This window comes from Paracoccus tegillarcae (genome assembly GCF_002847305.1).
In the GTDB taxonomy this organism is placed as follows: domain Bacteria; phylum Pseudomonadota; class Alphaproteobacteria; order Rhodobacterales; family Rhodobacteraceae; genus Paracoccus; species Paracoccus tegillarcae.
Genome location: NZ_CP025408.1, coordinates 88,811 through 108,578, shown reverse-complemented (window position 1 = coordinate 108,578; position 19,768 = coordinate 88,811). Strand labels below are relative to the sequence as shown.

Genomic DNA, 19,768 nt, shown 5'->3' with positions numbered 1-19,768 from the left:
GTGGCCCGGCGACCAAAGCCGCCGGGCCGGGCCAGATCAGGCCGCGCCTGCTTGCGGGCGCATGTCGCCGGCGTCGACACCGGCCACGGCGACGGGCTTTTTCATCGCGTCACGGCGGAACGGCTCACCCAGTTCCTGGTTCAGCACGACTTCGACAAAGGTGGTCTTGCCCTCTTTCAACTGCCGATCGACCGCCTTGTGCAAAGCGTCGGTCAAGTCTTCGGCGGATGTCACCTGCACGCCCTCGACCCCACAAGCTTGCGCGATCTTCGCATAGCTGGTGTCACGGTCCAGTTCGGTCCCGACGAAGTTGTTGTCATACCACAGCGTCGTGTTGCGCTTTTCCGCACCCCATTGATAGTTGCGGAAAATAACCATGGTGATCGCCGGCCAGTCGTCGCGACCGCAGGCGGTCATTTCGTTCATCGAAATGCCGAACGCACCATCGCCAGCGAACCCGATCACCGGGGTATCCGGGTTGGCGATCTTTGCGCCAAGGATCGCCGGGAATCCGTATCCGCAGGGACCGAACAGACCCGGTGCCAGATATTTGCGGCCTGCCTCGAACGTCGGGTAGGCGTTGCCGATGGCGCAGTTGTTGCCGATGTCGCTGCTGACGATGGCGTCGTCCGGTACCGCCTGCATGATCGCACGCCATGCCTGACGGGGCGACATCAGATCGGCATCGCGTTCGCGAGCGTCAGAGTTCCACTCGGTGCCGGGATCGTCGTCCTCGTGATCCAGGCTGGACAGTTCCTGCTTCCAGCGCGATTTGGTCTGGCCGATCAGGTCGGTGCGTTCCTTGCGGCCGTCATCGCCTGCCGTGCCGGACAGCGCGGCCAGAATTCCACGGGCCACTTTGCCCGCATCGCCCTGGATCCCGACGGTGACTTTCTTTGTCAGCCCGATCCGGTCGGCATTGATATCAACCTGGATGATCTTGGCATCCTTGGGCCAATAGTCGATGCCATAGCCCGGCAGGGTCGAGAACGGGTTCAGACGTGTGCCAAGTGCCAGCACCACATCGGCCTTTTCGATCAGTTCCATGGCGGCCTTGCTGCCGTTATAGCCCAGCGGGCCGACGGCCAGCGGATGCGACCCGGGGAAGCTGTCATTGTGCTGATAGTTCGATGCAACAGGGGCATCCAGACGTTCGGCCAGCTTGATCAGATCAGGGATCGCACCCGACAAGACAACGCCCGCGCCTGACAGAATCACCGGGAATTTGGCGCTGGACAGCAGCTTTGCAGCCTCGGCCACGGCCTCTTCGCCGCCTGCGGGGCGCTCGAATGCCACGACCTGCGGCAGATCGACGTCGATCACCTGCGTCCAGTAGTCGCGCGGAATGTTCATCTGCGCAGGTGCGCTGTTGCGCCATGCCTGCATGATCACGCGGTTCAGCACCTCGGGGATGCGCGAGGGGTCACGGACCTCTTCCTGATAGCAGACGCTGTCGGCGAACAGGCGCATCTGCTCCATCTCCTGGAAACCACCCTGACCGATGGTCTTGTTGGCGGCCTGCGGAGTGACCAACAGCAGTGGCGTGTGGTTCCAGTAGGCGGTCTTGATCGGCGTGACGAAGCCGGTGACGCCCGGCCCGTTCTGGGCAATCGCCATCGACATCTTGCCCGATGAACGGGTAAAGCCATCGGCCATCAGCCCGGCATTGGTTTCATGGGCACAGTCCCAGAAGGTAATCCCGGCCTTGGGGAACAGGTCACTGACAGGCATCATGGCGGACCCGATGATGCCGAAGGCATGTTCGATTCCGTGCATCTGAAGCACTTTGACGAAGGCTTCCTCGGTTGTCATTTTCATATCGCGTCGCTCCTTATTTGCGTTCGTCCTGAAAGTGGTAAAGGTGATAGAGGCCCCACTGGCCAAGCCGCCGGAATGGCGTCTTCCAGCCCTCATGGGGCAATTCGCAGTTGAAGATCGGCAGATCGGGCACCGCCTCGCCCGCGACCATCTGTGCCATCCGGCGACCCGCCATCGCGGAATACATGACGCCGTTGCCGCCATAGCCAAGCGCATAAAAGGCGCCCGGCAGATCCGGTAGGCCGGTGATGCGGGGCATCATGTCATGGCTGACATCGACCCAGCCCCACCAGCTGTAATCAAGATCAATATCGCGCAGCGCCGGAAACTTCCGTGCCATGCCTTCACGCAGCGCCTTCAGATGCGCGGGATTGGACGCATCGCGCCCGGTGATCGCCGCGCGCGAGCCGATCTGCAGCCGGTTGTCCGGCAACAGGCGATAGTAATGGCGCAGCGTGCGGGTATCGGTCAGCGGCGAGCGTTTCTGAATGCCGACCGCGGCCAATTCATCGTCGGTCAGGACGCGGGTGACCAGGCTGTTCGACATGATCGGCATCAGCCGGTCCTTCAGCCGCGGGTGCAGGGTGCGCGGCGCATAAGCCGCCGTCGCCACCGCAACACGGCGCGCGCGAACGGTGCCGCCCGGCGTGCGCAGATGATGCACGCCGTCCTTCATCTCCCATCCCTGAACCGGGCTGTCGGTATGCACCGTTGCGCCCAGTTCGCGCGCCACCCGAAGATAGCCGAAGGCCAGCTTGGCCGCGTGAACGCCGACGCCGTCAGGCTCCCACATTGCGCCATGAGCCTCCATGTCGCGGGCCACGGTTTCGTGCAATTCATCCCGATCGAGCATCCTTGAGCCGTAGCCGAAGGTATCGTTCAGCAACGCGGATTCCGATTTCAACGTCGGCATCATCGAAGCCTTGTGCGCGATGTAGTAATGGCCGCCATCCTGCGGCTCGCAGGCGATGTCGTGATCGCGGATCAGACCGCGGAACAGGTCAAAGCCCTCGACGATCTCGGCATGCATCCCTTTGGCGACATCAAGGCCCCAACGCTTGATCCACTGGCTGCGCTTCAAGCGGCCAGAACTGATCTGCGCCTGTCCGCCATTGCGGGTGGAACAGCCGTAGGCGACGCCGTTTGCCTCCAGCACTATGGCCTTGATGCCATGCATCTTGGCCAGGTGGATGGCGGTTGATAGCCCGGTATAGCCAGACCCGATCACCACCACATCCGCATCCAGATCGCCCGTGACGGGGCCGTCATCCTCGGGGAGGGGTCCGGCGGAACCGATCCAGTAGGTTGGTGCATAATCGCTGTTCGGACCCAGACCGCGCGCCTTCATCGGATCGTAATGCGGATCGAACGGCACCGATCCGGGGCGCTTTTCAATTTGTTTCATGGCCCCGCCTCACTTCGCCGGAACCGGTGGCCGCTGTTTGCGGATCGCCTGCTTTTCGACCAGCTGCCCGTCCTTGATGCGGAACAGATCGACGCCCTGGACCTCGGTCCGCGTGCCGTCAGGATTTGTCGCGCGGAAAGTCCACTGCGACACGCCCCGGCTGCCGTCTTCCGACAGGAAATGGCTGTGATCGGCCCATTCGACGTCGGGCATCGCGGTCCACACGCCTTTGAACGCCTTGGCGATGGCAGCCTTGCCTTCGATCTTGTTGCCATATTCATTTTCGCCCGCGACGGTGTAGAACACGCAGTCATCGGCAAAATGGGTCATCACAGCGTTGATGTCGTGGCGGTTGAAGGCGTCGAAGGTGGCCTTGAGATCGTCGGCGGTCAGATTGCGGGACATGCGTTTTCTCCTTGCTCAGTAGCCCATCATTCGCGGCAGCCAGAGGGCGATTTCCGGGAAGATGGCGATGATGAAAATTGCGGTGATAGAGGCGATCGCGAAGGGGATTGCCCGCAGGCTGATCCGTTCGATCGACACGCCCGAGATGCCAGAGGCGATGAACAGGTTCTCGCCCAGTGGTGGCGTCTGGAAGCCCACGGACAGGGTGCAGATCATGACGATCCCGAAATGGATCGGGTCGATGCCCATCATATAGGCAACCGGCAGCATCACCGGGACCAGGATCATGATCGCGGCCAGCGTTTCCATGAACATCCCGACGATCAGCAGCAGGGCGATGATCATTGCCCAGATGATGTAGAGATTGTCGGTCAACGAAAGGATGCCACCCGCGATGACGCCGGGCACGTTGTTTTCGACCAGAATGCGACCAAAGATCGTCGCAGTGAACAGCACCAGCAGAACGCGGCCAGACAACCAGGTCGTCGTATCCAGGGACTTGATAATCTCGCGCAGGTCCAGTTCGCGATAGATCACCGCGCCGACAAACAGCGTGTAGAAGATCGCGACAACGGCGGCCTCGGTGGGCGTGAAGAAGCCCGAGTAAATGCCGCCCAGGATCACAACCGGGGCCATCAGCGCCCAGAAGCCCTGATAGCAGGCGCAGGCAACCTTGTGCAGCGACAGTGCCTCGGCCGAGCCGTGAAAACCCCGCATCCGGCAGCGGATATAGTTCATGATCAGCAGGCCGCCAGCCATCACGACGCCGGGGAAGAAGCCGGCGATGAACAGCTTTGAGATGGACACCGACTGGAACACGCCATGCGCCTCGACCGCTTCGGGCGGGGCTTGCAGGCCCATGGCTGAGATGCCGTAGATGACCATCGGGATCGAGGGCGGAATAATGATGCCCAGACCGCCGGCGGCGGCGGTGACGGATGCAGCGTAGCCAGGCCCGTATCCCTGACGCACCATGGCGGGGATCATAAGCATGCCGACAGCCGCAGTGGTCGCGGGGCCAGAGCCGGAAATCGCGCCAAAGAACAGGCAGGCCATGACGGTCGCCGCGGACAGCCCGCCGGTAAACGGCCCGGCCAGACTTTCGGCCACGTTGATCAACCGGCGGGACAGGCCAGCGGCCTCCATCAGCGCACCGGCAAGAATAAAGGCAGGCAGCGCCATCAGCGGGAAAGACCCAACCGAAGACCAGGCCATCTGCACCATCTTGATCGGGTTGTCGCCCAGATAGTACATCGCGAACAGCGATGACACGCCCAGCGCCACGGTGATCGGCGCGCCCAGCAGCATGAGTGCAAAGAACGATCCGAACAGGATTTCGATCAGCAGATCGTCCATCACTTGTTCTCCTCTTGCTCGAAGGCGCGTTTTTCGTCTTCGGCAAGTTCCAGCATGTCTTCGACCTCGACCTTGTCGGGATCACGCGGATCGACGCCCAGAACCAGTTTCATGTAGTTCACCTGGACGATGCGGAAGGTCATCAGGATGAAGGCGATGGGCAGCACCAGATAAACCCAGCGCATTTCCCAGCCGAGGGTCTGAGCCTTTACGAAAGGCTTGAGACGGCTGATAAATTCGATCGAATACCAGATGAAAACCAGATTGAACCCGATCCAGAACAGATCGCCGATTGCCTCGATTTTACGGGCGGTGGCGCGTGGTAGGGTGTTGAACTGGAATGTCACCCGGTTATGTGCGGCCATTCGCGCGGCATAAGATGCCCCGAAATAGGCGAACCACACGAACAGGATGACCGAGAGTTCCTCGATCCACGTGATCGAGAAACCGAAGATCTGGCGGGCCACGATCTGCGTAAACAGCAGCGTCACAAAGACAGCCAGCAGTATGCGACAGACATGGCTTTCGAACTTATCCAGAAAGGACCACAGCGCGGGCATGACCGGCCTCCGGGCAAAGATGACGGAAACGGAAGAGACGAACTTTTAGAGAAAGGCTACGCGCGACGCAGGGCCGCGCGCTGCCGGGGTCACTCTGCCGCGGGTTCGCGGCCCAGCGAGGTCAAGACATTGTCCAGAACCTCTTTCCCGCCGATCTGGTCATAGAATTTTGGCCAGACCGCTGTGGTCGCCAGATCGATGAATTCTTGCTCGTCATCGGCAGGCTCGGTGATTTCCATACCGCGGCTGACCAGCTCTTCGCGGATCTTGGCTTCTTCCGCGCGCAGGAATTCGGCAGAAGCTTGGGTCGCAGCCTCGCCCGCAGCCAAGACCTGGGCCTGTTCGTCAGCGCTGAGATCCTGGAAGATCGACTCGCTGACGATCAGCGGTTCGATCGAGAACAGATAGTGCAAGTCGGTGATGTGGTTCTGAACCTCGTCGAACTTCATCGCATAGACGGTCATGTAGGGGTTGTCCTGACCATCAACGACCTTCTGTTGCAGCGCTGCAAAGGTTTCGCCCCAAGCCATCGGCGTCGGGTTGATGCCCCAGCTTTTGTAGGTTTCGATCATGATCTCGTTCTTGGGAACGCGGATCACCAGCCCCTGCAGGTCGGCCACCGTCGAGACCGGCTGTTTCGAATTGGTCAGAACGCGGAAGCCCGAATATCCCCAACCGATGATACGCACGCCGGCGTCCTCGATGGTCTGGGCGACCATCTGCTGGCCGACCTCGCCTTGTGTTACCGTTTCGGCGTCGTCCTGGCTGAGGATGACATAGGGCAAGGTCAGCGTGCCGACCGAGGGCGAGAAGGGCGTAATGTTGTTGATCGCCAGAATCGAGAAGTCCAGCGTGCCGGTTGCAGCTGCGCTGACCGTGTCCTGCTCGTCGCCCAACTGGCCGTTCAGAAACAGTTTGCCGGTCATCTCGCCACCGGATTGCTCTTCCAGCGCTTCGATAAATGCCTTGCCAAGCGCCTCTTGTGTGCCGCCGGCACCATCGCCCACGGCAATCTTGTATTCAACGGCAGCGGCCGGCAGCGCCAACACAAAGGCGGCGGCCGTACCGGTCAGCAAACGGGTTGCAAAGCTCATGTCTATCCTCCCTGACAGTCATCGGCGCCGCATTTCCAACGGTCGCCATGGCGCGGTTTATTGCTTGACTTAGCGTCAGTGGATATGACCAGTTTGATTCAAAGTTAGGTCCAGATGCGAAACCGTATTCCCACTGAGACGATCTATATGCGCGACAATGACGCCCCGACATTGCAGGGCCGTCTGTTGGCAGCCATCGTGCGCGCCATTCTGGAAAGCAGGGCCCGACCGGGCTCGCGCCTTCCGTCAAGCCGCAAACTGGCCGAAGCGCTGGGCATTTCTCGGATGACCGTCACTCTGGTCTATCAGGAACTTGTCAGTCAGGCGTATCTGGAGACGATACCCCGCTCGGGCGTGGCGGTGGCCGCGACCGTGCCACATCGCCGCCTGCGCCCCACCGAGCCTGTGCAAGGTGAAAAGCCGTTGGACTGGGCGGACTGGCTGTCGGACCATGATCAGCCGCGCCGAGTTATCCGCAAACCGGCAAATTGGCGCGCCTATCAATATCCGTTCATCTTCGGTCAGGCCGATCAGGCGCTGTTCGATCACAATGCCTGGCGCGATTGCGCGCGTCGGGCATTGGGCACACGCGATTTCGCCGATCTGGCGGCGGACCGCTATGGCGCTGATGACCCGCTGCTGGTTGACTATATCTGTTCCAACACCTTGCAGCGTCGCGGGATCAATGCGCGCCCTGATGAGGTTCTGGTGACATTGGGTGCTCAAAACGGACTGTATCTGACGGTTGAATTGCTGGCCCGCGCCGACCGTCTCTCGGTCATGGAAGAGCCGGGCTATCCCGATTTCGCCGAAACACTGCGCCGCGCGCAGAGTCCGACAACATTCCTGCCGGTCGATGCCATGGGTCTGAACCCGGCCGACCTGCCGAGAAATACCCGGCTGGTCACGGTCACGCCCAGCCATCACATCCCCACCGGCGCTACCATGCCGCTGGCGCGCCGACGAGAGTTGATCGCCTTGGCCAAGACACAGGACTTTTTGATCGTCGAAGACGACTACGATTTCGAGATGTCCTATCTGTCGCTACCAGCACCGGCCCTGAAATCACTGGATGACGCAGGCCGGGTGATCTATCTGGGCAGCTTCTCAAAATCGCTGTTTCCAGGGCTGCGCATTGGCTACATGGTTGGGCCCGCCGCGTTTATCGCCCGCGCACGGGCCTTGCGGTCAATCATGCTGCGCCACCCGCCCAGCCATCTGCAGCGTATCACGGCCTATTTCCTGGCGCTCGGCCACTACGACGCACACATCGTCCGGTTGCGTGAAGCGTTGCGGCGCAGGCGAAGCATTCTGGAAGAGGCCCTGAACCGGACGTCGCTGCAGATTGCCGGTGCCCCAACCGCGGGCGGTTCCAGCGTCTGGGTCTGCGGACCCGAGGGCAGCGACAGCCAGATCCTTGCGGCCCGTCTCGAGCAGGACAGCGTTCTGATCGAGCCGGGCAGAGTGTTTTTCGAGAACCCTCCCGAGCCCTGCCCCTTATTCCGCCTTGGCTATGGGTCAATCCCCGATAAACAGATCGCTGAGGGAGTCAGACTGATCGAAGCCCGGTCACAGCGCTTGTCGTCGTAAAGCTGTGTCTCGCAGGTTGTCTCTGGTGTAGCGCCGGCGGGGGCGCAGCAAACGACGACAAAATCCGCTTTCATGCCGGCCCATGTTCGGCACCGCTGCGCAACCGGACCCATGTGTATGATGTTAGGGCGTTGATCGCGACCGATGCCGTTCAACAGTTCCACAAGCTGCAAGCATGCTGCGAGGACGAACCCTGCCTCGCCGATTGGTTCGCATAAGGTGTTATGGGAGGTTCCGAATGAAAATCCTGGTTCTGGCGGATCTCCATATTGACGAAATCGCCGCCCCTGCTTTTTTGACTGGCCTCGGCGAAGCGATGCGATCTGCTTCAAGGGATGCCGAAGCGACGATTATCGCCGGCGACATGGCCGAAGCCGCAGAGATAAAGTGGCCAGGTGCGGGACAGGCGACTTGACCGTATCTGCCGGGAGGCAGGCTGCAGTTTCGGTCAATGCCAACGCTGGTTCTGTAAAACAACCGGGTCTTTATGACGACCCGGTGGACTGACCTGCGTCAGTTTGCGGGCTATGGCGAACATACCGTCACAGGCTCGCTTTGCCAGGCCCAGAAGATGCCTGACTATGACTACGGAACGACCACCTTCGGTGAGCCCGAGCGGCAGGTGCGTCCAGAAGGCACGGTTGCGCGATTTGGAAAGCAGCTGGCCTGATCCCTTTCATCCGACCGCTGTCAGTTTATGTGCGATGCTGCGCGTGCCCAGACACCAATCTACAATCGCGTCTGAGCTTGCGGGCAGCGGCTGCGCGAGGTCGCCGGCAAAGGCGAGAAATGTCCCCAGATTCAGCCCGTTGACGCCAACCAGGACTGGAATGCCGCTATCCAGCGCCTTGGCGATGGTGTTCGACAGCCCCCGACCCTCGGCCTCTTGCTTGCCGAATTTGTTGACGACCAGCAGTTCGGCGCGTTCCAGCGCGGCATCGGTCCAGACCACTGATTGCTCCAGAGCGCCTGCATCCAGGCGGCAGCCGCGTGCCTCTGCGCCGCGATCAATGCTGATCCGGATGGTGGGGCCATCGGGCAGCAATCGCAGGTCCATATCGCAGCGCGGGCGGTCATCGCGGTCGATATTCGTCTGCACGGTCCCTGCAAGGGCCAGGCCGGCGGTTTCCAGGCGACTGACGGCGTGGGCCAGAAGGCGGTCGATTTCGCCGCGTCCGGACAGGGTGACATAGGCGATGTTCATGCCAGACCTCGCTTATCGGGTTCACCTGCCGGGGCTTCGGTCGTGATCCGGAACCCGCTGATTTCGGCGCGGCTGAAGAGCTCTGCGATAAAATCCCGGCTGGCGCGCAGCCATGCGGCCTTGTCATGGGCATCGCGCAAACCGGGCAGGACGGATTCGAAGGGCAGCACCTCGCCGATGATACGGCCATCCAACCGGATCACATGCAGACCATAGCGTGACTGCACGGGTTCGGGCGCAATGCTGCCCTCGGGCATTTGCGCCAGTGCCGCCTCGAATTCAGGCACCGTGTCACCTGACGATAGCTGGCCCAGCACACCGCCAGAGGTTTTAGACGAACAGGCGCTGTATTCGGCGGCAAGCCGGCCGAAAGCCTGCGGCGAGGTGGCCAGTTGCGCCAGCAGCTTATCGGCGGTTGCTCGGGCATCGGCCACTGCACCGGCATCGTCGGGCGATGCGGCCAACAGGATATGCGCCGCCTCGTAAAGCGAGGGCGCGCGAAACCGGTCGGGATCGGCCTCATAGATCGCGCGCATCCGCGCCTCATCCGCCGACACCGGTGTGACGGCGGTTTCCAGCAGCGCGGTGATCAGCGCCTCATCCTCGGTTTCCCATTGCCCCGGCGCGATCTCTGCCGGGGTGGGTTCGATCCCGCGCCGGACGGCCTCTTGCAGCAGCAACTCGCGCGTTGCCAGCGCGCGGGCTGCGGCCTGCCATGCGGCGCCGGGTTTGCCTTTGGGGGCAGGGTGGTTCTGGGCCTCGGCGGCAATTCGCGCCGGGTCCAGCGTGACCCCGTTCACAACGACGGGCGGAAGAAGCGATTTCATCTGCATGACGACCTCTTATTCTGCCGGGTGGCGCGGCTTGGTGCGCTCGGGCATTTGGCGTTTGGTCCGCACGATCTGATAGCCGGGCCGCCAGATATAACGGATCGGGGCCGAGATCATGTGAACCAGACGGGTGAACGGGAACAGCAGGAAGATGGTCAGGCCAAGGAAGATATGCAGCTTGAACAGTGGGTTGACGTCCACGATATGGGCGGCTGCATCGGGGCGCAGATAGGCGATGCCCTGCGCCCAGGCCATCAGGCGGGTCATTTCTTCGCCGTCCATATGTTGCAGCGAGACGAAGATCGTCATCAGCCCCAGCACAAGCTGCGCCAGCAGCAGCGCAAGGATGCCGGTATCTGCCAGCGTCGAATTGGCCCGGATCCGGGGATCGGTCATCCGGCGATGCAGCAGGATTGCCCCCCCGATCAGCGCCATGATCCCGGCTATGCCGCCTGCCGTCACCGCCAGGATCTGCTTGGCACCGTGGCTGATGCCAAGTGCGTCGAAAACCGCGATGGGGGTCAACAGCCCGCCCAGATGGCCGAACAGGATCACCAGAATGCCGACGTGAAACAGCACTGATCCGATGACGAACTGCCGCTTTCGCAAGAGCTGGCTGGATTTGGATTTCCACGTGAAAGGATCACGATCGTACCGGATGATCGAGCCGACGATCATCACGGTGATGGCGATATAAGGATAGATTCCGAAAAAGAAGTTATGCACCAAAGCCTCCTGTTATTCAGCCGCCGTTGCGGCGGGGGGCGGGTCCATGCGGGCAAGGATATCGCGGGTGATCGGGCAGCCTGCATCGGGATCGGGTCCGAAGGTGACTTGCGCCTCTTCCCAAACGGCATCCAGCGCAGCCAGATCCTCGGGGTCGTCGTCGGGGATGTCGGCCAATTCGGCCGGAAGTTCGGCATCGGTTTCCGCCAGCGCAACCAGCGCCGTCAGCACCGCCGCATAGGGCGTGTCGCGGCGTTGCAGGCGTTCGGAAAGTGCCAGCAGGATATGGCCAGCATCGGCCAGCATCGCCTTTGCCTCGTCCAGAGGCCGGGTGGACAGATATTCCAGCACGACCGGCAGATGATCGGGCAATTCAGTGCCGACCAGATCAAAGCCATTGGCACGATAGGTTTCCAACAGATCGACCATCGCGCCGCCCCGATCGCGGCTTTCGCCGTGAACATGTTCGAACAGGTTCAGCGACAAGGTGCGCGAGCGGTCGAACAGCAGCACATAGCGTTCCTGAAGATCAAGCAGGTCGCCGCCGCCAAGCTCGCGCAGCAGCGGCGCCAGTTCGGCCTGCCGGGTCGGGCCCAGCAAACCATCTGCGTGCAGAACCGCGTCGATATCCGGGATCGCGGCCATCAGGTCTGCGGACGGATAGCTGAGGAGCGCCGAGAATGCCTTGAAGGTTTTCATGACAGGAACTCCTGTGGGCTGCGGAATTTCTTGCCGCCGAACATCGACCCGCTATTGCCCGATGAACAGCCATTGCCATCGGTAAAGCCGCAGCCGCCTTTCAGGTCATAGGCGTCCTCGACCAATTCGCGATGGGTCGTCGGAATGACAAAGCGATCCTCGTAATTGGCGATGGCCAGAAGGTGATACATTTCGTCGATCTGCTGCGGGGTCAGGCCCACGCGCTGCGCGACGCCCAGATTGACCACGCCGTCGATGGATTTCGACCGCATATAGGACCGCATGGCCAGCATCCGTTCCAGTGCGGCGGCCACCGGCGCCTCATCCCCGGCGGTCAGCATATTCGCCAGATAGCGCAGCGGAATACGCAGGCTGCGGACATCGGGCATATCATCCTGCGCCGAGATCTTGCCTGCCTCGGCGGCGTTCTGGATGGGTGACAGCGGCGGCACATACCAGACCATCGGCAGGGTGCGATATTCCGGGTGCAGCGGGAAGGCGATCTTCCATTCCATCGCCATCTTCCAGATCGGCGAGTTCTGCGCCCCCTTGATCCAGTCTTCGGGCACACCCTCGGCGCGCGCGGCTGCGATCACCTCGGGATCGTTGGGGTCCAGGAACACCCCAAGCTGCGCGTCATACAGATCCGCCTCGGATTCCACGCTGGCGGCTTCGGCGATCCGGTCGGCGTCATACAGCATCACACCCAGATAGCGGATGCGACCGACGCAGGTTTCCGAACAGACCGTTGGCTGGCCCGATTCCAGACGCGGATAGCACAGGGTGCATTTCTCGGATTTGCCGGTGGACCAGTTGTAATAAATTTTCTTGTAGGGGCAGCCGCTGACGCACATCCGCCAGCCCCGGCATTTTTCCTGATCGATCAGGACAACGCCGTCATCTTCGCGCTTGTAGATCGCGCCAGAGGGGCAGGAGGCGACGCAGGCCGGGTTCAGGCAATGTTCGCACAGCCGCGGCAGATACATCATGAAGGTATTTTCATACTCTCCGTAAATCTCTTTCTGCACGCCCTCGAAATTGTAGTCCTTGGACCGTTTGGCGAATTCACCGCCCAGAATTTCTTCCCAGTTCGGACCCCATTCGATCTTTTCGATCCGCTCGCCCGAGATCAGCGACCGTGGCCGCGCGGTCGGGAAGGCCGGCATATCGGGTGCCGATTTCAGGTGGTCGTAATCGAAGGTGAACGGTTCGTAGAAATCGTCGATCTCGGGCAGATCGGGGTTGGCGAAGATATTCGCCAGAATCCGCCATTTACCGCCCTGTTTCGGCTGCAAATGGCCCGCGCGGGTCCGCGTCCAGCCGCCTTTCCAGCGCTTCTGGTTTTCCCAATCCTTGGGATAGCCGATGCCAGGCTTGGTTTCGACGTTGTTGAACCAGGCATATTCAACGCCCTCGCGCGAGGTCCAGACGTTCTTGCAGGTGACGGAACAGGTGTGACAGCCGATGCATTTGTCCAGGTTGAGGACCATGCCGATTTGTGCTCGGACTTTCATTCCGCTGCCTCCTTTGATTGGGTTGCGGCCGTGTCCTTCAGCGGCTCATCCAGCCAGTCGACCGTGTTCATCTTTCGGACAATGACGAATTCGTCGCGGTTCGAGCCGACCGTGCCGTAATAGTTGAAGCCATAGGACAGCTGCCCATAGCCGCCGATCATATGGGTGGGTTTCAGCACCACGCGGGTAACCGAATTGTGGATGCCGCCGCGCTGGCCGGTGATCTGGCTGCCCGGCGTATTCACGATCTTTTCCTGTGCGTGATACATGAACAGCGTGCCTTCCTTCATGCGCTGGCTGACCACCGCACGCGCGGCAATGACGCCGTTGCTGTTAAAGACCTCGACCCAGTCATTATCGACCAGCCCGGCCTTGCGGGCGTCGATTTCCGACAGCCAGACCACCGGGCCGCCCCGGTTCAGGGTCAGCATCAGCAGGTTGTCGGAATAGGTCGAATGGATGCCCCATTTCTGGTGCGGCGTGATGAAGTTCAGCACGACATGCTTTTCGCCGTCGGCCAGCGATTTCGTGGCACTGTAGCCCACGGTTTTCAGGTCAACCGGCGGGCGCCATGTCACGAAACCCTCGCCAAAGGCGCGCATCCATTCGTGGTCCTGATACAGCTGCTGGCGGCCAGAAACCGTGCGCCACGGGATCAACTCGTGCACATTGGTGTAACCGGCGCTGTAGCACACCTCTTCGCTTTCGATCCCCGACCAGGTGGGGCTGGAGATGATCTTGCGCGGCTGGGCGGCGATATCGCGAAAGCGGATCTTTTCGTCCTCTTTCGACTCGGCCAGATGGGTGTGGCTGCGTCCGGTCACTTCGCCAAGCGCCTGCCACGCCTTGACCGCAACCTCGCCATTGGTTTCGGGGGCCAGCATCAGCACCACTTCGGCGGCGTCGATGGCCGTATCGATCCGCGCCATGCCCTTGGTCGGGCCTTCCTCGGTTACGATGCCGTTCAGGTCTTGCAGGTGGCACACTTCGGATTCAGTGTTCCAGGCAATCCCCTTGCCGCCATTGCCGATCTTTTCCATCAGCGGACCAAGTGCTGTGAACCGTTTGTACAGGTTGGGATAGTCCCGCTCGACCGAGATATAGGCCGGCGCGGTCTGGCCGGGGATCAGTTCGCATTCATCGCGTTTCCAGTCGGCCACGACATTCTGCGCAATTTCGCCGGGGCTGTCATGCTGCAGCGGCAATTGCACCACGTCGGTTTCGACCCCCAGCACCTCGGGCGCGATTTCGGAAAACTTGTGGGCGATGGATTTGAAGATCTCCCAATCCGATTTCGACTCGTATGCCGGGTCCACCGCCGCTTGCAGCGGATGGATGAACGGATGCATGTCCGAGGTGTTCATGTCGTCCTTTTCGTACCAGGACGCGGTTGGCAGAACGATATCGGCATAGACGGCGGTCGTGGACATCCGGAAGTCGATGGTCACCAACAGGTCCAGTTTTCCCTTGGGGGCCTCGTCATGCCAGACGGCCTCGACCGGCTTTTGGCGGCCTTCCTCGCCCAGATCCTTGCCCTGCACGCCATGATCGGTGCCCAACAGGTGCTTGAGGAAATATTCATGCCCCTTGCCGGAAGAGCCCAGCAGGTTGGAACGCCAGACGAACAGGTTGCGTGGCCAGTTTTCGGGTGCATCGGGGTCTTCGCAGGACATCTGCAATTCACCCGATTTCAGCCGCTCGGCGACGTAATCCCTGACCTCGACGCCGGCCTCTTTCGCGGCGCGGCCCACCTCCAGCGGGTTGGATTTCAACTGCGGGGCAGAGGGCAGCCAGCCCATCCGCTCGGCCCGGATGTTATAGTCGATCAGGCTCAGGCTGCCCCAATCGCCCTCTAGCGCGGTGGGTGACAGGATCTCATTCGACGTCACCGTCTCATAGCGCCACTGGTTGGTATGTGCATACCATGCGCTGGTCGCGTTCATGTGCCGGGGCGGGCGCGACCAATCCAGCGCGAAGGCCAGCGCCGTCCAGCCGGTCTGCGGGCGCAGTTTTTCCTGGCCCACATAATGCGACCAGCCGCCGCCTGACTGGCCCACGCAACCGCACATCACCAGCATGTTGATGGCGGCGCGGTAGTTCATGTCCATGTGATACCAATGGTTCATCGCAGCCCCGATGATGATCATCGAGCGGCCATTGGTCTTTTCGGCATTGGCGGCAAATTCGCGCGCCACCTGCACGATACGGTCCGCAGGAACGCCGGTGATCCGTTCGGCCCATGCGGGCGTGAAGGGCACGTCGGCACTGTAGTCGTCGGTGACATGATCGCCGCCCAGCCCGCGATCCAGACTGTAATTGGCGCAAAGCAGATCAAAGACGGTGGCCACAAGCGCCTCGCTGCCATCGGCCAGCGTGATGCGGCGCGCGGGCACGTTGCGGGTCAGCACCTCGCCCCGATCGTCCACGGCGAAGCCATTGCTTGCAGCACCGCCGAAGAACGGGAAATCGACTGCCGCGACCTCGTCATGGTCCTCTTCCAGCAGCAGGCTGAGACGCAGCTGCGTATCCGCGCCTGCGGCCTTTTCCTCAAGGTTCCAGCGGCCACGCTCCTCACCCCAACGGAACCCGATAGAGCCGTTCGGCACGACCAGATCGTCGCTGTTTTCGTCGATGCCGATGGTTTTCCATTCAGGGTTGATGGCCTGTCCCATCCCGTCTGCCAGATCGGCGGCGCGCAACTGGCGTCCCGGCACCAGACGGTCGCCCTGCCGGTCCAGCCGGACCAGCATCGGCATGTCGGAATAGCGGCGGCAGTAGTCCTCGAAATAGGGCACCTGCCGGTCCAGATGGAATTCGCGCAGGATGACATGTCCAAAGGCCATGCCAAGTGCCGCATCAGTGCCCTGCTTGGCGTTCAGCCAGATATCGCTGAACTTCGCGGCCTCTGAATAGTCGGGACAGATCACCGCCGATTTCGTGCCCTTATAGCGGACTTCGGTATAGAAATGCGCATCCGGCGTCCGCGTCTGCGGCACGTTGGAACCCCAGAGGATCAGATAGCCGGCATTGTACCAATCGGCCGATTCCGGAACATCGGTCTGTTCACCCCATGTCTGCGGGCTGGCGGGTGGCAGGTCGCAATACCAGTCGTAAAATGACATGCAGGTGCCGCCCAGCAGCGACAGATAGCGCGTCCCTGCGGCGTAGGAAATCATCGACATTGCCGGGATGGGCGAAAAGCCGAAAACCCGGTCGGGGCCGTATTTCCTGGCCGTATAAGCATTCGCGGCGGCGGTGATTTCGGTCGCCTCATCCCAGGTGGCGCGCACGAAACCACCCTTGCCGCGCGTGGTGGTATAGCTGGCGCGGGCCTGCGGGTCGTTCTGGATCGCCTCCCATGCGGCTAAGGGCGACAGGGTCTGGCGCTTGTCGCGCCACAGACGCATCAGGCTGCCCCGGATCAGGGGCGTTTTCACGCGGTTGGCGGAATACAGATACCAGCTGTATGAGGCGCCGCGCGCGCAGCCGCGCGGTTCGTGATTGGGCAGATCGGGCCGCGTGCGCGGATAATCGGTCTGCTGGGTTTCCCAGGTCACGATGCCGGATTTGACGTAGATTTTCCACGAACAGGACCCGGTGCAGTTCACCCCGTGGGTCGAGCGCACGATCTTGTCGTGCCGCCAGCGCGAGCGATAGGTATCCTCCCAATCGCGGCTTTCATTCGTGGTCTGGCCGTGACCTTCCGCGAATTCGTCCTTGCGAACGGATTTCAGGAAGTTCAGGCGATCCAGCAGATGGCTCATCGCTGTCTCCTTCTCAAAGTTCGGCAGCTTGTGACCCGGTCGGGCCCGCGCGGCGGTGTTCGATGTCGTAAAGCAGCCCGCCGGGGCGGGCGTAATAGACCCAGGTCACGGCAAGGCAGAGGATGTAAAAGCCCAGGAACAGCCACAATGCGCCATTGGCCGATCCGGTCATGGCGATCGAGCTGCCATAGGCTTTGGGGATGAAGAACCCGCCATAGGCGCCGATAGCACTGGTAAAGGCGATGATCGCCGCCGATTCACGTTCGGACTGGCGGCGCCGGTCGTCGGGCGCAAGATGCGGCGCCAGACGCGCGGTTTCCTTGGTCATGATCACCGGGATCATCTGGAAGGTCGAGGCATTGCCGACCCCGGTAAAGAAGAACAGCCCCATGAAGCCAAGGAAGAACCCGGCAAAGGACAGCGCGCTGAGCGAAAAGATCACCGCAAGGACGCAGGCGATCATGCCCACGAACACCCACAGGGTCACGCGTCCACCGCCCAGACGGTCGGCCAGCCAACCCGTGCCGGCGCGGCTGAGCGCGCCGACCAGTGGCCCCAGGAACACGAATTGCACCGCGTTCACTTCGGGGAAGGACAGGTTGATCAGCAGCGGGAAGGCGGCCGAATAGCCGATGAAGCTGCCGAACGTGCCGATATAGAGGATGCACATCAGCCAGTTATGCTTGCGCTGAAAGATCACCGCCTGCTCGCGGAAGCTGGCCTTGGCATCGGTAATATCGTTCATCCCCAGCCAGGCAAGGAAGGTCGCGACCGCGATAAACGGCACCCAGATGAAGCCCGCATTCTGCATCCACAACTGGCCACCGTCGGACAGTTGCTGTGGTTCGCCGCCAAGCGCGCCAAAGATGCCGATGGTGATAACCAGCGGCACCACGAACTGCATCACCGACACGCCCAGATTGCCCAGACCCGCATTCAGGGCCAATGCGTTGCCCTTTTCGGCCTTTGGGAAGAAGAAGCTGATATTGGACATGGACGAGGCAAAGTTGCCGCCACCCAGCCCGCATAGCAGCGCCAGCGTCACAAAGATCAGGTAAGGCGTGGTCGGGTCCTGCACCGCATAGCCGATGCCCATGGCAGGGATCAGCAGCGATGCGGTGGACAGCGTCGTCCAAAGCCTGCCGCCAAAGATCGGCACCATGAAGCTGTAAAAGATCCGCAGCGTCGCCCCTGACAGGGCCGGCAGGGCGGTCAGCCAGAACAACTGGTTTTGCGAAAAGTCGAACCCGATCGAGGGCAGCCGCGCCACCACGACAGACCAGACCATCCACACCGAAAAGGCCAATAGCAGCGCCGCGATGGAAATCCACAGGTTGCGCCGTGCGATCTTGCGACCCTTTTCCGCCCAGAAACCGGAATCCTCTGGGTGCCAGTCGTCGAGCGTGTGCGGCATGGCCGTCCGCTCGGGATCGTGGATTTCCTCAAGTTCGGGAAAGCTGGGCAGCCGGTCCAGCGCGGCACCCTGTGCGCGGCGTTCCATCGCGCGAACCGACAGATGCATCCAGGCAAGCGAGACCAGAACGATGACCAGCAGCAGCGCGAAACATGATGTATAGACGCCGGTCAGGTCCAGCAGCGCGCCGAAGGTAATCGGCAGGATGAACCCACCCAACCCGCCGATCATGCCGACCAGACCGCCTACCGCGCCGACATGATTGGGGTAATAAACCGGGATATGCTTGAAGACGGCAGCCTTGCCGAGGCTCATGAAAAAGCCAAGGGCGAACAGCACAGTGACAAAGGGCCACATATCCATCTGCGTCGAGAAGGCGATCGGCCCGTCCTTGCCATGCACGATATAATCGGTCGGCGGATAGGACAGCATGAACAGCAGCACGGCCGAAAAGCCGAACGTCCAATACATCACCGTCCGGGCACCGAACCGGTCCGACAGCACCCCGCCATAGGCGCGGAATACGCTGGCGGCGAAACTGAACGAGGCAGCGGCGGCACCAGCCAACCGGACATCCGCGCCGTAAACATCGGTCAGGTAATGCGGCAGCCACAGCGCCAGCGCCACAAAGCCGCCAAAGACGAAAAAGTAATACAGCGCGAACCGCCAGACCTGCAGGTTTTTCAGCGGTGCGAACTGCTGGGCCAGACTGGGGGCAGGGACACCGCTTGCGCGACGTTCCAGCAGCGCCGGATCATCGCGCGCGACCAGAAAAAAGACGATGCCCATCAGAATGATGGCCAGCGACCAGATTTGGGCCACGCTTTGCCAGCCGCCGGCGACCAGCACAAAGGGGGCTACGAATTTTGTCAGCGCCGCGCCGACATTCCCCATGCCAAAGATGCCCAGTGCGGTTCCCTGCTTTTCGGGTGGAAACCATTTCGACACATAGGCCACCCCGATGATGAAAGAGCCACCCGCAAGCCCGACACCAAGGGCTGCCAGCAGAAATTCGGGATAGCTGTCAGCCCAGGTCAGCGCCCAGGTGGCGGCACCCGTCAGGACCATTTGCAGCGTAAAGACCAGCCTGCCGCCGTAACGTTCGGTCCAGACACCCAGAATCAGCCGTGAAAGCGATCCGGTCAGAATCGGCGTGGCGATCAGGATGCCATATTGGAATTCGCTCAGGCCCAGTTCCTCTTTGATCGCCAGCCCGATGATCGAAAAGATCGTCCAGACCGCAAAACAAAGGGTAAAGGCCAGCGTGCTTAGCGAAAGCGCGCGATTCTGGGCGGTGTGGTCGGGGTAAGCTTGGTTGGCCATGACGATTGTCTCCGCGTGATCGCCGCGAGGCAGGATTGCGCGAGGATCACCGCTCAAAAAACACGT

The 19,768-nt window shown here is 61.3% G+C and carries 16 protein-coding genes; 3 read left to right on the top strand and 13 right to left on the bottom strand.

Translation table 11 applies throughout. The annotated features are described in order from the left end of the window. Positions 1-36: 36 nt before the first annotated feature. The 6 genes from xsc to CUV01_RS00525 form a co-directional block, all read right to left on the bottom strand. Positions 37-1,818 (bottom strand): sulfoacetaldehyde acetyltransferase, encoded by a 1,782-nt coding sequence (gene xsc, locus CUV01_RS00550; protein ID WP_101458770.1) that lies wholly within the window; start codon positions 1,816-1,818, stop codon positions 37-39. A gap of 13 nt (positions 1,819-1,831) precedes the next feature. Then, positions 1,832-3,223 carry an NAD(P)/FAD-dependent oxidoreductase gene (locus CUV01_RS00545; protein WP_101458769.1) on the bottom strand — a complete coding sequence of 464 codons (1,392 nt, stop codon included), beginning with the start codon at positions 3,221-3,223 and terminating at the stop codon, positions 1,832-1,834. Between the two features lie 9 nt (positions 3,224-3,232). Further along, positions 3,233-3,628, bottom strand: a complete 396-nt coding sequence (locus CUV01_RS00540; RefSeq protein WP_101458768.1) for a nuclear transport factor 2 family protein — start codon at positions 3,626-3,628, stop codon at positions 3,233-3,235. A gap of 15 nt (positions 3,629-3,643) precedes the next feature. After that, on the bottom strand, positions 3,644-4,984 hold the full coding sequence (locus tag CUV01_RS00535; RefSeq protein ID WP_101458767.1) for a TRAP transporter large permease: 1,341 nt from the start codon (positions 4,982-4,984) through the stop codon (positions 3,644-3,646). Beyond that, the gene (locus CUV01_RS00530; RefSeq protein ID WP_101458766.1) at positions 4,984-5,544 is read right to left on the bottom strand and encodes a TRAP transporter small permease; all 561 of its coding nucleotides are present in this window, start codon (positions 5,542-5,544) and stop codon (positions 4,984-4,986) included. The genes CUV01_RS00535 and CUV01_RS00530 overlap by 1 nt, the downstream gene beginning before the upstream one ends. Positions 5,545-5,633: 89 nt before the next feature. Then, positions 5,634-6,638, bottom strand: coding sequence for a TRAP transporter substrate-binding protein (locus CUV01_RS00525; protein ID WP_101458765.1), 1,005 nt, complete (start codon positions 6,636-6,638; stop codon positions 5,634-5,636). A gap of 114 nt (positions 6,639-6,752) precedes the next feature. Here CUV01_RS00525 and pdxR point away from each other — a divergent pair, with 114 nt between their 5' ends. From pdxR to CUV01_RS00515, 3 genes are all read left to right on the top strand, one after another. Further along, a complete protein-coding gene (gene pdxR / locus CUV01_RS00520) occupies positions 6,753-8,228 on the top strand; it encodes a MocR-like pyridoxine biosynthesis transcription factor PdxR (protein ID WP_101458764.1) in 1,476 nt (491 codons plus the stop codon). 238 nt (positions 8,229-8,466) lie between these two features. Continuing rightward, the gene (locus CUV01_RS19565) at positions 8,467-8,643 is read left to right on the top strand and encodes a hypothetical protein (protein ID WP_157994741.1); all 177 of its coding nucleotides are present in this window, start codon (positions 8,467-8,469) and stop codon (positions 8,641-8,643) included. A 72-nt stretch (positions 8,644-8,715) separates the two neighbouring features. Next, entirely contained in the window at positions 8,716-8,898 is a 183-nt protein-coding gene (locus CUV01_RS00515) for a hypothetical protein (protein ID WP_101458763.1), read from the top strand. A gap of 6 nt (positions 8,899-8,904) precedes the next feature. Here the strand turns inward: CUV01_RS00515 and CUV01_RS00510 are convergent, their stop codons facing one another. Genes CUV01_RS00510 through CUV01_RS00480 form a run of 7 tightly spaced genes read right to left on the bottom strand, consistent with a single transcriptional unit; the run spans position 8,905 to position 19,702 of the window. Further along, positions 8,905-9,432, bottom strand: a complete 528-nt coding sequence (locus tag CUV01_RS00510; RefSeq protein ID WP_101458762.1) for a DUF2478 domain-containing protein — start codon at positions 9,430-9,432, stop codon at positions 8,905-8,907. Continuing rightward, positions 9,429-10,259: a peptidylprolyl isomerase gene (locus CUV01_RS00505; protein ID WP_232962366.1), complete on the bottom strand. Its 831-nt coding sequence runs from the start codon at positions 10,257-10,259 to the stop codon at positions 9,429-9,431. The genes CUV01_RS00510 and CUV01_RS00505 overlap by 4 nt, the downstream gene beginning before the upstream one ends. Positions 10,260-10,274: 15 nt before the next feature. After that, complete coding sequence (gene narI / locus CUV01_RS00500; protein WP_101458760.1) at positions 10,275-10,988, bottom strand: respiratory nitrate reductase subunit gamma; 714 nt, start codon at positions 10,986-10,988, stop codon at positions 10,275-10,277. Positions 10,989-11,000: 12 nt separating this feature from the next. Next, positions 11,001-11,687, bottom strand: a complete 687-nt coding sequence (gene narJ / locus CUV01_RS00495; protein WP_101458759.1) for a nitrate reductase molybdenum cofactor assembly chaperone — start codon at positions 11,685-11,687, stop codon at positions 11,001-11,003. Beyond that, entirely contained in the window at positions 11,684-13,201 is a 1,518-nt protein-coding gene (narH, locus tag CUV01_RS00490) for a nitrate reductase subunit beta (protein ID WP_101458758.1), read from the bottom strand. Before narH ends, narJ begins: the two co-directional genes overlap by 4 nt. Beyond that, positions 13,198-16,965, bottom strand: a complete 3,768-nt coding sequence (locus CUV01_RS00485) for a nitrate reductase subunit alpha (protein WP_101458757.1) — start codon at positions 16,963-16,965, stop codon at positions 13,198-13,200. The genes narH and CUV01_RS00485 overlap by 4 nt, the downstream gene beginning before the upstream one ends. A gap of 13 nt (positions 16,966-16,978) precedes the next feature. Then, positions 16,979-19,702 carry a nitrate/nitrite transporter gene (locus CUV01_RS00480; protein WP_101458756.1) on the bottom strand — a complete coding sequence of 908 codons (2,724 nt, stop codon included), beginning with the start codon at positions 19,700-19,702 and terminating at the stop codon, positions 16,979-16,981. Between the last annotated feature and the right edge of the window lie 66 nt (positions 19,703-19,768).